This is a genomic window from Psychrobacter sp. DAB_AL62B (assembly GCF_028895345.1).
Taxonomy (GTDB): Bacteria; Pseudomonadota; Gammaproteobacteria; order Pseudomonadales; family Moraxellaceae; genus Psychrobacter.
In genome coordinates this window covers 477,462-493,737 of sequence record NZ_SAXC01000002.1, presented here as the reverse complement: position 1 = coordinate 493,737, position 16,276 = coordinate 477,462, and the positions used below count along the sequence as shown (strand labels likewise).

The window sequence follows — 16,276 nt, the reverse complement described above, 5'->3', positions numbered from 1 at the left end:
TTAAATATCTGTTTCGGCAGTTTATAGCGGCAATCAGATATAGTCATAAGTTATTTTATGTTATAGTAAGCAACTATTATTTTTTGTATCTATTGCAATTGGTTTTGTTAGCCGTGGTTTTGCGTTGTAGCACTAAAGGTTGGTGACTATAAATCTTGCAGACAGGATAACCGCTTTGTTGCGCAAACCGATGCGTCCATGAGCAAGGCAATTTGCTACTACTCGATAAAAAGTGATAACCCTATGATAAATATTGCACCTCTAGTCACCCGCTGCTTGTCACCTATTTTACTCACCACCGTCGTCCTATCTAGCCTACCGATTGCCGCTCAAGCAGGCAATATGTACATCTATAAAGATAAAGGTGGTCAAGTACTCCTAACCAACGTCAATCCCAGTGGTAATTTTGATAAATTTACCAAAAAAGTAAAAGTCACTTATTATAAAGACTCTAATCTATATGATAGTGGAAGTAGCAGCGCTAGCAGCAATAACTATGGCAGTAGCTCTGCAAGCAGCAGCGGTACTCGCAACTCTTATGATAGCTATATTCTTGCCTCAGCCCAGCGCCACGGTGTCGATCCGGCACTTATGAAAGCCATGATGCATACTGAATCTGCCTTTAATCCTAACGCTCGCTCACCAGTCGGTGCACAAGGTTTGATGCAGCTGATGCCAGCAACGGCACGTCGATTTAAGGTGAGTAATCCTTGGAGCCCTGCTGATAATATTGAAGGCTCAGCCAAATATATCGCTTGGCTAATGAAACGTTTTAATAACAACGTAGAGTTTGCGGTTGCCGGTTATAACGCTGGTGAAGGTAACGTTGATAAATATAACGGCATTCCACCTTTTAAAGAAACGCGTAATTATGTCAAAAGTGTGATGAGCCGTTATCATAGTTTATATAAAAACGACTCAGGACTATCTGGCAATACGATGAACGCTAATAACAGCAATTCTACTAATACCAATAACGCTAGTGGCATGCAAAACGTCAGTTATGGCACCAGTAGTAATAGTAATAGCGCCAGTTATGCCAATTCTGCTTATTTGGCATTACGTTAGTATTGATACTTGGCACCATACTATAGTCCGTTCGAAATAAAAGCGATACGATGGTAGTGACGTGTTACGGCTATAAATTTTTGCAGCCTCTGTCACGCCTGCGAACAGCAAGCAAGAAAAGTTATAGCCATAGCACGGTATCGTTTTTAAAGTGACTCCACTATAAACAGCTTAAAAATGAAGCATAAAAAAAAAGCCCGTTAAATAAATAACGGGCTTTTTTGTGCGTGGCTGCTTCATAGTTATTAAATTAATATACGTGAAACAACTATAAAACAAACCTATAAGTACTGAGCAAAAACACCATCAGTACTCACAACAAAATGTATAAATTACTTGTTAGCTAATGCTTGAGTAGCAGCAACTTCAGCCGCGAAATCTTCTTGTTTTTTCTCGATGCCTTCGCCGACTTCTAAGCGTTTAAAGCCAAGTACTTTTACGCCTTCAGCTTTTAGTACGTCACCAACTTTTTTCTCATTGTCCATGACGTATGGCTGACGTAGTAAAGTTACTTCGTCTAGGTACTTACGTAAGCCACCTTCGATCATTTTTTCAACGATGTTGTCAGGCTTGCCAGATTCACGAGCTTTTGCGTCGATGATATCTTTTTCGCGGGCTAGTACATCAGCATCTACGCTTTCATCATCTACTGCAACAGGGTTGAATGCAGCGATATGCATGGCAAGATTTTTACCAGTATCTGCATTGCCACCTTCATAAGAAACGACTACACCGATACGTAAGCCGTGACGGTATGATGCAATGTTAGCGCCTTCTAAGGTTTCAACACGGCGAATTTGGATGTTCTCACCAATTTTTTGTACTAAAGATACACGCGCTTCTTCAACGGTTTGACCATCGCCATAAGGCAGTTCAGAGATAGCAGCGACGTCAGTGACGTTGTTTTCTAACGCAAGGTTAGCTACTTTTTCTGCAAATTTAGTAAAGTTTTCGTCTTTAGCCACGAAGTCAGTTTGGCAGTTAACTTCTAACAAGAATGCTTTATTGTCGCCTTGAGCGATGATGATAGCACCGTCAGCTGCAATGTTACCGGCTTTTTTAGCGGCTTTCGCTTGACCAGATTTACGTAGGTTATCAATGGCAGTTTCAACATCGCCGTTTGATTCTTCTAACGCTTTTTTACATTCCATCATGCCAAGACCAGTACGGTCACGCAATTCTTTTACCATTTTGGCAGATACTTTTACTTCTGACATAAGAGTTACCTTTTATTATGTATGTGAGTATTGTTATGTATGAGAGTGTACGATATCTAAATACATGACACATTTAAATTCTGTTTGGCGGCTTAATAATAAGGCATGACGAGTAAAACTACATCATGCCTATTATAAACTTCCATGCTGTTAGTAACGTTATATGGCTGCCAATAGATAAACTATCAAGGCATCCTTACAAAGTTAAACCATATCGGTCAGCGATTTATTCTGCTGGAGTAGCCGCTTCTTCAGTTTTAGCTTCAGCTGGTACTTCTTCAGTAGCAGGCGCTTCTTGCTCAGCTTTACCACCGGCTTGAGTTTGTGCGTATTCTTTACCAGCGATGATTGCATCAGCCATAGAAGTTACATACAAAGTCACGGCACGGATAGCATCATCGTTTGCTGGGATGATGTAATCAACGTTATCTGGGTTAGAGTTGGTATCAACGATACCGATAACTGGGATACCTAGATTTTTAGCTTCTTTGATAGCAATCGCTTCGTGATCTACGTCTACAACGAAGATAGCGTCAGGTAGGCCGCCCATGTCTTTAATACCGCCTAGTGAACGCTCAAGTTTTTCCATATCACGAGTACGCTCTAGCGCTTCACGTTTGGTTAGCTTAGCGAAAGTACCGTCTTCTGCTTGTTTCTCAAGCTCTTTTAGACGATTGATTGACTGGCGTAGTGTTTTCCAGTTAGTCAACATACCACCTAACCAGCGATGGTCAACGTAAGGCATGCCAGCGCGTGCTGCTTGCTCACGGATAACACCACTTGCAGCGCGTTTAGTACCAACAAACAATACTTTGTTTTTCTTAGCAGCTAAGCCGTTTACGTAAGTCAATGCTTCGTTAAACGCTTTTACAGTGTGCTCTAGGTTAATGATATGAATCTTGTTACGGGCACCAAAAATATATGGACCCATTTTTGGATTCCAAAAACGTGTTTGGTGACCAAAGTGAGCGCCGGCTTGTAATAGGTCGCGCATTTCGATTTTGGTTGGATTCTTTGTAGCCATGTTAAATGTCCTGTTGGTTGGGTTATGCCTCCACATCACAAAAACTGCCTATCTAGCGACACGCATTTGCTATTAGTTAGGTATATCAATAAAACACCTAGCCGTGAAGCAAATTAATCAAGTCGCCAAACACCCAGCAATTTTTTGCCATGATGTGTGTGTCATTGGTTGATGGGTTGGTTTAAAAAAAATTGAGCTATGATTTGAACGTACAGAATACTGTAGGATAAAAATAGCTGGGCTGTATTTTATCATATAACGCTTAGCGACTGCTAGCGCTATTATAAGGTTTAAGGTGATGATAATGCATAAAAAAACGACGTCTCAACGTCGTTTTTATTCAGAAAAAAGAAGAAGTAGCTTGCAGCTTTAGATTAAGCGATGCAAATACCTATGACGGCCTTGTAGCCATGCCATGTAAATGGCGTCACATAGCTTTGACGATCTTTTGGTAAATAAGGAATACTGGGTATTCCCTCAATAATCTTAGGCGGTGAGATAATAAAATCTGCGCCAAACTCAGCACGGGCGTTACCTGAAATGGTATTTGCCATCTCACCCAATAAGTCTTTCATCATCGTAATTGATGAATCAGGCTCGCCCATGACTTTGATCACTTCGCGCAACAAGTTGCTAGGGGCGCTGACATAAACACAGCCTTCAAGCGGGCCAGATATCTTAATCATGCCGCTATAATCGTAACCCACGGCATTTTTATTGCTATGCAAATAAGGCGTATCAATCACCACTGGCTCATCGTCAATCTGCGCAAAGAATGCGCTGATTGAGCTTAAAAAGACGCCTAACTTTTCTACATTAACCATAATAGTTCATCGTCCATATTTACATATTTATCGTCACGAGGTATTGTATTAGTCCTGCAAACAAACCACAATCTCCCCGATTTGACCGCGCCAACTCACTGGAATGATAAAAGAGCGTCCACTTTTAGGCAAAATAATACTTTGCGGTGAGCCTTTGCATACGAAGGGTACAGAAATGTGGAATTCTGGGCCAAACTCATTACGAGCATTACCCGAAATGGTATTAGCAACCTCTCCGACAAGGTCTACCAGATTATCCTCACTTTTATCTGTCTCGCCCATGCTATCTAGAATGCTATCCAATAGCGCGCTGGTGGCAGAAAAATAAACCACCCCTTTTTGCACCCCTGATATACCGATGACGCCGGTATAATCGTGAACTTTAGGTTGTTGGTTTTCTAGCAAATACGGCGTATCTACAATAAGCTCTTCATTACCAAACTGATTAAAATAGTTGGTGATAATACTCACAAAAACTTGTAACTTTTGCTCTTTCATAATGTGTGTTCTTTAATAAGGTATTTACTTAAATTATTGGACAATATCAGTCTTGTACCAACTCATACAAAGACTCTACCAGCTCTTCTTCTGAAAAAGGCTTGCATAAAAATCCGCTAGCACCCAGTGATAAGGCTTCAATCCCAGTGGATTTATCAGACAATGCTGATACCACTAAAATGCGGACATTGGGGTCAATCGCAATGATTTTTTCAATACACTCAAGCCCGTCCATTTGCGGCATGGTTAAGTCCATCGTAACCACATCAGGACGGTGTATATTGAATTTCTCAATGGCTTGGACACCGCTGGTTGCCGTAGCAACCAACATAAACTGACCAGAATCATAAGCGCGCTGAATACGGTTGCGAATAATATTGGAATCATCAACAATCATTAATTTGTACATAGCTTATCTATTTTCCTTAATTAAGCAGCAGGTAGCGTAATGACAAAACGTGTCATCTGACCAAGCTCACTATTAACATTGAGCTTACCTTTATATTCCTTAACTAACGCCTTGATGACATCTAAGCCCACACCGCGTCCACCATCTTCATCGGCATGCTCTTTAGTAGAGAAGCCAGAAGCAAATAATGTTTTGAGTAAGTCACCCTGAGTCAGCTGACTGGCAGCATCTTGCTCAAAGCGGCCATCTGCAACTAGCTTATGACGGATACCTTCGTAGTCGATACCTTGACCGTCATCTTGTAGCGCAATGATTAAGTTTTGACTGTCACGTTGCATCTCTAAGTCGATACTACCGACCACAGATTTACCTACTGACTGACGCGCTTCAGGTGACTCGATACCATGTACCACAGCATTACGTAATAACTGAATGCTAATCTCTTTAATCGGCTGCTTAAGGTGTGCAGGTATGTTTACGTGCGCCAAATTATGGCCGTTAAGCTGTATTTGCTTACCTTGTCTTACTGCGATGTCTTGGGCAAAATCTTGATAATAAGACAACTGCTCATCATCTGACTCATCACTCAAATCAATTTCATTACCGCCTTCAACATTTATACTATTAGGAGAGAAATCAGCTACTTTATTGTTGCCAACGCTTGATCGAGGCGTGGTAGTTTTTAACCGCTCAGTTATCGGTGCAGCTTTCACAGCTGCTGCAGTTGATACAACAGGTTTTGCATTAGCTTTTGGCGCGGCTTGATTGATACGCTCACTCAACGTTTCAATGGTGTTCGAAAGGCTGAGCAAGTCATCTAAATGTACCGCCAATTGTAAGAAGTTATTGCCTGATAATTTGCCTTGATTCTGTAGCGCATCAAGTTTGTCTTCAGCGTCTGATGCAATCTTGGTAAAGCTGTGCAGTTTAAGCGCAGAAGCCTCACCTTTTAAGCTGTGCATTTCACGATAGATAGCCTTTAATTTACCTTCGAGCTCAAATTGCGAGCTACCAGGGTTTTTCAAAATGTTGTTCATCTTATCGATATGGGTTTTGGTATTACTAATAAACTCGTTAATAATTTTTGGATTAACATTTAAGATGGTCGTTAGCATCTCAATCTGCATGTCATTTTGCGAGCGTTCTTTCTCTAGGCGCTGCTCTAAATAAACCGCATCTGAGACGTCATTAACGTTGACCAAAATACGCGCAATATCTTTATCTTCATAAACGCGTGAAAACTTAAAGTCTAAGAAGCGACTGGTCGCACTGTCTTCGCCAGACGTATTGTGTAGCATCACTTTATGCAATGGATTCAAAGAATCAACCAATTTTTCTTTCACACGTGGGTTATATAATTGCTCGATAAACTGACGGGTGGTTTTCAAATCTTTATCTGAAATACGCCCGCGCAGTACATCGGCAAAGTTTTCTCCTGACAATCTGTCTGCACCAATAATGCCATTCAGTGCGCGTGAATGCTGCTGTCCAATATTCAAATCTTTATCTAGCAGAAATAGACCCGTATTTACCGTTTCCATGATTTCTTGTGTTTCGCGGCGCGCAGTTATCAGTTCTTCATCAGAGGATTTTAATCGACGGACAAAATATAATACGAAGATGATAAAATATAAAATTGCGAAAGAAATACCAAAAATCTGTAGGTTTCGTAGAAAGCCAGCACGCTGACCGTTCTCACTACTTAAACTATTGCTAAGACCAGTAGCATTATCATAAATACCTTGCGTGCTCTCTCCAAACTTACTCTCTAAAGCGCTAGCCGCTAAAGCCAACGGTGAACTTACAAAACGGCTTACTTCTTGTTTATAAGGCGTCCACAGGCTTGAGGCATCTTTTACGTACTTGACTTGATCAGGCGCCGTTGAAGGCTTATAAATATCTTCATCGTCACGAATAGCGACACTACCGCCTCTACTAAGCGTTGTAATTTCTTTATCAATTTCTGCTGTCAGCTTGGTTATTTTTGCTTCTTGTGATTGTAGCGCTGACGCAGGTTGCTGCTGCTGACGCATGATATTCAGCAGGTATATCTCTTGAGTTAGCTTTGGAATATCACTTCGGATATTCGAACTTAGCGCAGAGCCTGCTCGCAAGTCACGAATCTTCAGTGAGTTATAAATACTGGTAACCAAAACGCCTGAGGTTAGCAATAAGAAGATAACGACAGAGACGATAATGGATGTATAACGGTTTTTTGGGATTTCTAAATTTGAACGCGAAGATGATGCATCCACAATTAACTTCCTTGTTTAAATAGAGCATAAAATTAGATTAAAAACTTGAATTATTGATAACTTAAATAACGCCATAATCTTCTTAGAATAAGACAGGTGGCATTTAGCTCACTCTTTTAGCAATCCTAGTCCTTGGTGCCGTATAAGTTCGCTGACTGTATAACTTATTAAGAGCCTATACATTGAAGAAAAACAGAGTTCTTAAAAATTATGGCATAACAATAGCCTTGCTATTTTGCTGCAGGCACACAAATATAGGCACATAAAGGCATACATTGAAATGCTCAGATAAAGTCAGATAAGATTTTTATAGAGTCATAGATAAGCAGACTCTTGAATAAAATGATTAAGAACGAATAACTTATTTGCTGATTGTAATGGGGTTACAATCTGGTAAGGTTTCACGATATATTTGTAGGTCTTTTATTACACAAAATTACATTTTTTATCATACTTAAATGAACTTGTGAATGCAATGTTTTTGTTTGACTTTTATTAAAGCTTAATATCTACTTTTATATATAGTAATAAATATGAATACATTTTTGTAAAATTATTTTTTTTATAATACTAAATTTCTTATAAGCACAAAAAAGCATTCAGACGTTTGATACGTGCTGAATGCTTTTGAATAATAAATGCCAGTAAATAGAATCTGCCAGCCAATTAATCCGCATTATCAAGGTTCAGGTTACGGTCTATCTGCCAAATCAAATAACAGCCAAGGCTCATTAGCGCAAACATCGCAATACCGATTTTCAGTACTGGATTCACTGGGAATAAGTTTAATATTAAACCACCGAAAATACCCACTGAAAACATTAAGGAGCCTTGCAAGGCACTGGCCATACCAGCACGGCGCTTCTGAAAAGCTAGCGCAATCGCTGACGAGTTGGGCTGAGTCAAACCTAAACCGGCAATACAGAAGAAAATACAGGCCAATACTAGTGGCAACCAAGCATCTGTACCAAACATAATACCGAGCGTAAATAGTGCACCTGCTGAAATGACTTGCATCATCGCCCCAAAACGCAGAATACTCAAAATACGAAAACGGTTGGTCAGCCATTGGTTCAGCTGCGTCAATCCCACAAACCCTGCTGCATTCATACCAAAAAGCCAGCCAAAATGCGTAGCTGATATGCCATAAGTATCCATGATTAATTCAGAGGCAGAGCTGATATAGACAAACATCGCCCCCATCAATAACCCGCCGCCAATCGCTGGGTAGTTAAAGGTAGGATCCTTTAATAAGTCCCAGTATTGACTGAGTATTTCTTTGGCTGGACGCACATTACGGTTCTCTTCGCTAAGCGTCTCAAAAAAGAAAAACTTAGTGAGTAATAAGTTAAGCGTACCAAAAGCGGCTAAAAACCAAAAGATAGAGTGCCAGCTAAAAAACTGTAAAAACACAGCACCGAGTGACGGCGCTAATATCGGTGCTAAACCCATCACCAATATCATGATAGAAAAAGCTTTGGCAGTTTGCTTGGCAGTCAGGCGATCACGAATCGCCGCACGGGTGACAACCGCGCCTACACAAGCACCGAGCGCCTGTAAGGTACGCCCCGCAAACAGCACATATTCGTTGTTAGTCGTCGCGCAAACAATAGAGGCAATGACATACAGGGTCATACCAAAATATAACGGTTTAACACGGCCAATACGATCACTCAATGGACCATAAAACAGCTGCCCAAATACCAAACCTATGAAATAGGCGGGTACCGAGTTGGCCATAAATGCAGTCGATACGCCAAATTCATCTGCCATTGATGGTAACGCTGGCAGATACATATCAATCGATAATGGCCCTACCGCGACGATAAGACCAAGCATCATAATCCATGCCACAGGCAAATCGGCAGAGCGCACTCGGTCAGCAGCAATCGGTTTATTGGGAAGGGGAGATTTTGGAGCAGACATATTTAAACCATTTGATATAGTGATTATTATTTTATTATTAGTGCTTTGATTGTTTCATATAGTCAGCTCAAAACAAAAAAAACACGCTTATATTAACGTGCTACTGCTATCAGCTTTTCAAAACAATCAGGCATATCGATGTACCGCTACGCGAGCAGACAGTCTTATATCGCACTGTCTGCTTATAATTCAATAGAGGTATCATGTGAATAAAACAAAAACTCACAACTAAAATCATTAGTCAATATATGTCGAATTTTTCCTAACGGAATTGGCGTTTGCTAAATACGGTGCTGGCTTGCTTCGCTTTTCTAAGCGCAAGCTTACGGTTACGACCAAACATCATTTTCAATTGCCATACTTTTTCTTTATATAATGTCGTCGCTGACTGCTGGAACATGGCATTGACGACACGCTTACTTGCCAGCACCGCATCTGGAGAACGTTCAGCAAACTCAGCAGCGAGCTGTTGTGCCTGCTCTAACGGCGTCTCGCTACAATGACTGACTAGCCCCAACGCTTTACCCTGCTCTGCATCGATAGTACGCGCACTCATTGCCAGCTCTTTTAAGACGTCAGCTCGTACCACGCCAAAACCAGATTGCGTCAAGCCCATATCAGGCACTAAACCCCATTTAGCCTCCATAATAGATAATTTACACTCAGGATGGCTAATACGTACATCACACGCCAGCGCCAATTGTAAGCCTGCACCAATGCAATATCCTTCCAACACGGCAATGACTGGCACTGGAACATCACGCCAAACCAAGCAAACGCGCTGGAATAGACTCTGCCAAGGTTTGACAAGCTCCCATAGAGCAAATGCTTGATTTTTTGGGTGGTTTAAATCGCCTAAATCAATACCGGCACAAAATGTCCCCTCTGCACCATTAAGAATAACCGCACGTATCGTTTTGTCTTTACTGATGCGACCTGCTACCGCGATTAACTCATTGACCACCTTAAAGCTCATGGCATTTTTTTTCTCTGGTCGATTGATGGTCACGGTTAATATATTGTCGGTCGCGCTGACTTGTAATGTTTCATACTGGTAGGTGGCGATAGTATGCATAATCATCCTTAATAATAAAATAAATATAATAGTTCGTGAACAGACTGATATTAACAGCCTTGCATCTACGCTACCTTATCAATAACTGACTGCTACGATACGGTTAATCATTAATGTCATAAAAACGCCTGCTTTAAATCATTTTCCAAGTCATGTCATTTTCGCTCAGACGATGATAGTTCAGCTGCGGATAAGAGGACAAATCAAGCGTTTGCAAATTATTTAACGCTAATAACAAGGCGTCATAATAAGGCTCAAGCATCGCAAACTGCGCAGGCGTGGTATGTTGAATGTTTAGTAAGCACTTATCCTCTAAATCTTGGCTGGCTTGGCGTAACTGCGGCACTCCAGTATAACGACTGCCGCCCAATATACGGTGGGCAATTTGCCCGAGCATACTACGATTGCGCGTTTCCCATGCTTGCGTCAATGCCTGCTTTTCATCATTAATGGTATCGAGCATCATAATAATCAGCTTGGCAGCGAGATCCGGTTTATTGGCTGAGCGAGTCAGTGCATCTTGCCAGTTTAGAATATCTAAGCTATCAAACACGCGTGCGTTTAAGTCTGTATTTTCTAGTACTTCATCTTTAATACTGTCGACCGCTTGGAAAGCGTGCGTCTTCAATGGTACTTGTCCCTGTTCTTGATAGCGCAGATTTTCATAGCGTGGCTGATTTTCGCGCAAGGTTTCACGTCTATAATCCTCACGCGGCTGACTGTCACGCAAATAGTCATCACGAATTTTCTTCAGTGATAAAGGGCGAGTAATCTTTTGCCGACTGCGTATCTTGGCAGCATTATCACTATTTGACTCATTCCTTTTAATCATTTGATAAATAGGCGTTGTAGCGTCTGAATATGCAGCTGAAGAAGGTTGCGTCATCGCATTTTGCAAATCAGTACCTTTGGAATCAGTACTCTGCAAACCAGCATTTTGAGAATGGTTGGTTTTCGATTCCAAAGCTTGTAAATTACTGCTTTGTTGGCCATGATTTTTTGAAAGGTCTTCGTTTACTGCCGTTAATGGTGAAGGCGATGCAGTGCGCCCAAGCCATTTTTGCAGCACTTGTAGCAACTGTGGCTGGCTAATAGGCTTGCCCACATAGTCATTAATGCCACTGGCGATTAATTTATCACGCTCATCAGCTAGTCCATGTGCGGTCAATGCAATAATAGGAATATGGCTGTCAGCCGCTTCAATATTGCGAATTTGCCGCGCCGCTTCGTGTCCTGACATACGCGGCATTTGAATATCCATAAAGATAAGATCAATACTGTCTTTATGCTGCACAGCGCCTTTCTCCTCTATAGTGACGTCTTCAAGATGTAGCGAGCCAGCCGCTGTTTTATTAACATCATCGCGCGTTTCAGCTTTAGATAGCTGGGTCTTTTTCGACAGACTTTGTTTTTCAGTTTTGGCGGTTTTAATATTCTTGGTTTGCTGCTTGCTAATAAGTTCTATCGCGTCAAAACCACTACTCACTGTGATTACATGAATACCAAGCTCACTCAGCAGGGCATCTAGCACCAGTAGGTTTGGCAAATGATCATCAACTGCCAATACGGTAACGCCTTTCCAACGTGGTTCTGGGATACCTGTCGGTGCGCTACGCTTTTGCGTATCAAGCATGGCATATAGTTGTCTTTTGTCTAAGGGCTCATACAAGATATTGGCATGGTAACGATTGAGCAGCGCTTGATCGGCGGCAACTTGATAGCCAAATACCGCAAGCTTGCCTTGATAATGCAGGCGAATTTGTTTGAGCAGCGCCATCATATCATCTTGCGTATCATCATCGACGATGACCCAGTCCCAATAATTGCCCCGCTCTTTTAAAGACTCCAGCACACCTGGCAATGAGTTTGCTTGGATCAGCTTAATCGGTAAGTACTGCAAGCTGGCTTTGAGCACTTGTAACGAGGCGTTATGATTGATCCAGACCAAAACATTGAACTCATCATTGGCGCTCGCCAGTGGCGCTAGAACTGGTAATTCAATCGTTTGACCCGTCGCTGCTTCTAGCACATCAACATGCGCTGGCATACGGAACCAAAACGTCGCCCCTTGATTGGAGATATTCTCTTGTACATTATCATAAAAACCAATATCGCCACCCATCAATCGCGTCAACTGCTTGGAGATGACCAGACCCAATCCTGTCCCGCCATACTGACGCGTGATGGATGGATCGCCTTGGCTAAAGCTTTGAAAGAGCATCTTTTGATCAGATAGTGAGATACCTTTACCACTATCTTGCACGCTAATCATCAAATAATTGTCCTGATGATCATCTAAGCTGACGCGCACCACGACATCACCACTGTCGGTGAATTTAATCGCATTACCGACGATATTGGTCAGTACTTGTTTAAGTCGTAAAGCATCACCGTTGATACGCATTGGCACGTCGTTATAAAACAGTACCGCCATACGCAGACCTTTTTCTGCAGACACTGGCGACAGCATATCCACCACATCATAAATGGTCTCATACAAATCAAATTCATGGCGATCAAGCACCAATTTACCTGCTTCAATCTTGGAAAAATCTAATACATCATTCACTAATGCTAACAAGTGAGCGGACGATTTGCGTATGGTTTGCACATACAAGTCTTGTTCAGGATTGAGCTCACCGTGACGCGCGAGCAAATTAATAAAACCATCAATACTATTCAATGGCGTACGTAGCTCATGGCTAATATTGGCTAAAAATGCCGATTTGGCTTGGCTGGTTGAGATTGCCGCATCACGCGCATTGCGAATAGAGATGTTTTGCATTTCCATTTCATCAAAAGCCAAACGTAAATCATCTTCCGTTTGCTCCGCATGGTCTTTAAGCTCTTGAAAGCTCCCATGTAAACGGCGTAATGTTCTAACCAAATCTTGTTGTAACAAATTCAGCTCACCATTCGATTCAACCGGAATGGGTTGGTATAGATTGTCGACATGGGTACGTTGCAGCTGCAAACGTAGCTCATAGATTGGCGCTATCCAACGTTTTGAATAGATATTCAGGCTCAGCAGCAAGATTAAAATAGTGAATAAGCCAGTAATTACCAATGCCATCGCGATACGATAGCGGGCGATATAAAGCGGCTCATTATCCATATCAATCAATAGCCACAACTGCTGACCGTCAAACTCGCCCAATACGCTGCCGTAAGCGGTACCGATGGGCGTTGGTTTTTGTGATAAAAAACGCTCTGATGGGTCTATTTCTGGCCACGCCTCATCAGTACCATAGCCTACCGTTGCCAGTACTTGATTGTTCTGATTAATAATGGCGATACGCTGCACATGCTGCTCCGACTGCAGGCGCCCTAATCTATCTTGAATACTTTTTAGCGCCGCCATCGCGGCTGGCGAAGTACTATCTGTATTACCATTGCCTCTTTCCGATTCTGCCTTTTCACGCTCTTGCTCCAATAGTTCCGGAACAAGCTCCACAATCGTTGGTGTATAACGGATGAGTACCGCCTCGGCCAATACTTCTTGCTCTGAATCACTGGCCCGCATGGTTTCATGAAACACCAAAATACCACCTACTGCCGCCAGTAAACAAATTGGCAAAAACACCAATATAATCAGCTGACCATAGGCACTACTGGTATCAAAACGTTTTTTGTAAGCCATGCTAGATTCAATCTCCACTGATATTTTTGCGATAGATATTTTATGAGGCGCTTATTAACGAACTATTCATGACTTATTAATCAATTATTCAGATAAGTGCTTAATAAGAAAAAACCATTAAATATCGTTTGAGATTATCTTAACAGGATTCTATAAGCGGCTGTTAAACAATCATTGATAAAGCTTTATGCGCTAAGCGCAGCTGAAAACAAAATGATATAATGGCGCAAATTTTCATTTGCCACAATAAACACCTGACAGTCGTAATCTATTCACTTATTATTGTTGGCACATTATTAATAAATGGTGATTGAACATGGTGGTATGACCCTATTGTCAAATAATAAAAACGTATTTTGATCATAAAACCGCCGTTTAAAAGGCGAATGAATGCCCTACTATCATTTAAGAGATTGTTCTTTTAACAGACAGTTCTTTTAAGAGAACATTCTTTAAAAAATTAATAAGGATACTTTATGTCCGCTACGGCCAAGTCAAACGCCAACTTTATTACTCAAATCACTAAGCTTGCTGATTGTGTCGGTCAAACGCCATTGGTCAAATTGCAGCGTTTGCCTGAGCAAGAGCAGATTGCCAATGGTTCGGTATTGCTAGCCAAGCTCGAAGGTAACAATCCTGCCGGTTCTGTAAAAGACCGCCCTGCATTTAACATGATTTATCAAGCTGAGCAGCGTGGCGATATCAAGCCTGGTGATATGTTGATTGAAGCGACCAGCGGCAATACCGGCATTGCTTTAGCTATGGTCGCGGCAATGCGCGGCTATCCGATTACCTTATTTATGCCGACCAACTCAACCCAAGAACGTAAAGACGCTATGATTGCTTATGGCGCCACGTTAATTGAAGTGGATGATGGTATAGAGGCAGCGCGCGATTTGGCATTACAGATGCAGACCGAGGGTAAAGGCATTGTGCTCGATCAATTTAATAACCCTGATAATAAACAGGCACATTATCTGACCACAGGTCCTGAACTATGGACACAAACTGATGGTAAAATCACTCACTTTATCAGCTCTATGGGTACCACTGGCACCATCACCGGTGTCGCACAATATCTAAAAGAGCAAAATCCTGCGGTGAAAATTATCGGTTTACAGCCTGATGAAGAAGCATCTATCGCTGGTATTCGCCGTTGGCCTGCCGCTTATATGCCGGGTATTTTTGAAGCGGACTTGGTTGATGACATCATGGATATTGATCAACGCGTCGCTGAAGTTTATATGCGTAAGCTTGCCAAAACCGAAGGAATTTTTGCTGGGGTATCTTCAGGTGCAGCTGCATGGGCCGCCATACAAGTAGCTAAAGAAAACCCTGACGCTGTCATAGCATTTATCGTCTGTGATCGCGGTGATCGTTATTTGTCCACTGGACTATATAATATCGATGACAGCATAGAAAATGCTGACAACGTAGCTCTATAAGTCAACCACTAGGTAGAATTATCTATGTCACAAGCCTTCTCGTCCAATCCTATACTGGTCTTTGATATTGAGACCGTCGCGGATACCGATGCTGCCCGCCGTATTTATCCGCAATTGGCTGAGCTAAACGATGCGGACGCATTGAGCGCATTAACGGCTATTCGAATACAAGAAGCGGGACACGACTTTATGCGTTTGCCGTTGCAGCGCATTGTCTGTATTTCTGCGCTCTATATTAAAGACGGTACGTTTTCTTTATTTTCTTTAACCGCAGATAAGTTTAGTGAAAAGGAAATTCTTGCCAAGTTTTTTCGGGCGTTTAGTGATCTTGAAAAACTACCTAAACTGATTAGCTGGAATGGCTCGGGCTTTGATATTCCGGTGCTGATATATCGTGCCATGCAATATGATTTGTCAGCGCCATGGTTATTTGAAGAAGGCGAGCGCATCAAAAACATGCGTTTTGATAATTATGTGAATCGCTTTCACACGCGCCACCTTGATTTGATGGACAGATTTAGCCAATACGGTGCCAGCCGCCGTGAGGCCATGGATGTCGTCGCAAGCTTATACGGCTTGCCTGGTAAGACGGATGTCGATGGTAGCATGGTTGGCGACCTCGTCAGCAATAATGACTGGCAGACGCTATCGATATATTGTGAGTCTGATGTGATGAATACTTGGTTGATATATTTGCGCTGGCTGCGTCTAACTGGACAACTATCCTTACCCGATTTCGATGCTTGGCAAAAGCAAAGCCATGACTATTTAGCCAAATTTACTCAAGCGGACGGCAGTCCACGTCACCAAGAATTTATTGCTGATTGGTCATCTGCGCCCAAATTATAGAAAATACGGTTATAAGCAATTTGTTCTATCCTCATTTTTTTAGCTA

12 protein-coding genes are annotated in these 16,276 nt (G+C 41.9%); 3 read left to right on the top strand and 9 right to left on the bottom strand.

What is annotated here, in order from left to right; translation table 11 throughout:
* Positions 1 to 243: 243 nt before the first annotated feature.
* Entirely contained in the window at positions 244 to 1,068 is an 825-nt protein-coding gene (locus EPB74_RS05000; RefSeq protein ID WP_274903111.1) for a lytic transglycosylase domain-containing protein, read from the top strand.
* 332 nt (positions 1,069 to 1,400) lie between these two features.
* On the opposite strand, the gene tsf is transcribed toward EPB74_RS05000, so the two are convergent.
* The 9 genes from tsf to EPB74_RS04955 all read right to left on the bottom strand — a co-directional run bounded on the left by tsf (position 1,401) and on the right by EPB74_RS04955 (position 13,936).
* Positions 1,401 to 2,285 (bottom strand): translation elongation factor Ts, encoded by an 885-nt coding sequence (gene tsf, locus EPB74_RS04995; RefSeq protein WP_274903110.1) that lies wholly within the window; start codon positions 2,283 to 2,285, stop codon positions 1,401 to 1,403.
* A 226-nt stretch (positions 2,286 to 2,511) separates the two neighbouring features.
* Entirely contained in the window at positions 2,512 to 3,309 is a 798-nt protein-coding gene (gene rpsB / locus EPB74_RS04990; RefSeq protein WP_274903109.1) for a 30S ribosomal protein S2, read from the bottom strand.
* Between the two features lie 374 nt (positions 3,310 to 3,683).
* A complete protein-coding gene (locus tag EPB74_RS04985) occupies positions 3,684 to 4,133 on the bottom strand; it encodes a chemotaxis protein CheX (RefSeq protein ID WP_274903107.1) in 450 nt (149 codons plus the stop codon).
* Between the two features lie 48 nt (positions 4,134 to 4,181).
* Complete coding sequence (locus EPB74_RS04980) at positions 4,182 to 4,631, bottom strand: chemotaxis protein CheX (protein ID WP_274903104.1); 450 nt, start codon at positions 4,629 to 4,631, stop codon at positions 4,182 to 4,184.
* Between the two features lie 46 nt (positions 4,632 to 4,677).
* Positions 4,678 to 5,040, bottom strand: a complete 363-nt coding sequence (locus tag EPB74_RS04975; protein ID WP_079690884.1) for a response regulator — start codon at positions 5,038 to 5,040, stop codon at positions 4,678 to 4,680.
* A gap of 20 nt (positions 5,041 to 5,060) precedes the next feature.
* Positions 5,061 to 7,295 carry an ATP-binding protein gene (locus EPB74_RS04970; protein WP_274903103.1) on the bottom strand — a complete coding sequence of 745 codons (2,235 nt, stop codon included), beginning with the start codon at positions 7,293 to 7,295 and terminating at the stop codon, positions 5,061 to 5,063.
* 666 nt (positions 7,296 to 7,961) lie between these two features.
* Positions 7,962 to 9,221, bottom strand: coding sequence for a multidrug effflux MFS transporter (locus EPB74_RS04965; protein WP_274903102.1), 1,260 nt, complete (start codon positions 9,219 to 9,221; stop codon positions 7,962 to 7,964).
* Between the two features lie 262 nt (positions 9,222 to 9,483).
* The gene (locus tag EPB74_RS04960; protein ID WP_274903101.1) at positions 9,484 to 10,296 is read right to left on the bottom strand and encodes a crotonase/enoyl-CoA hydratase family protein; all 813 of its coding nucleotides are present in this window, start codon (positions 10,294 to 10,296) and stop codon (positions 9,484 to 9,486) included.
* A 133-nt stretch (positions 10,297 to 10,429) separates the two neighbouring features.
* Entirely contained in the window at positions 10,430 to 13,936 is a 3,507-nt protein-coding gene (locus EPB74_RS04955) for an ATP-binding protein (protein ID WP_274903100.1), read from the bottom strand.
* A gap of 476 nt (positions 13,937 to 14,412) precedes the next feature.
* Here EPB74_RS04955 and cysM point away from each other — a divergent pair, with 476 nt between their 5' ends.
* Positions 14,413 to 15,381 carry a cysteine synthase CysM gene (cysM, locus tag EPB74_RS04950; RefSeq protein ID WP_274903098.1) on the top strand — a complete coding sequence of 323 codons (969 nt, stop codon included), beginning with the start codon at positions 14,413 to 14,415 and terminating at the stop codon, positions 15,379 to 15,381.
* Positions 15,382 to 15,405: 24 nt separating this feature from the next.
* On the top strand, positions 15,406 to 16,230 hold the full coding sequence (locus EPB74_RS04945; RefSeq protein WP_274903097.1) for a 3'-5' exonuclease: 825 nt from the start codon (positions 15,406 to 15,408) through the stop codon (positions 16,228 to 16,230).
* Positions 16,231 to 16,276 lie beyond the last annotated feature (46 nt).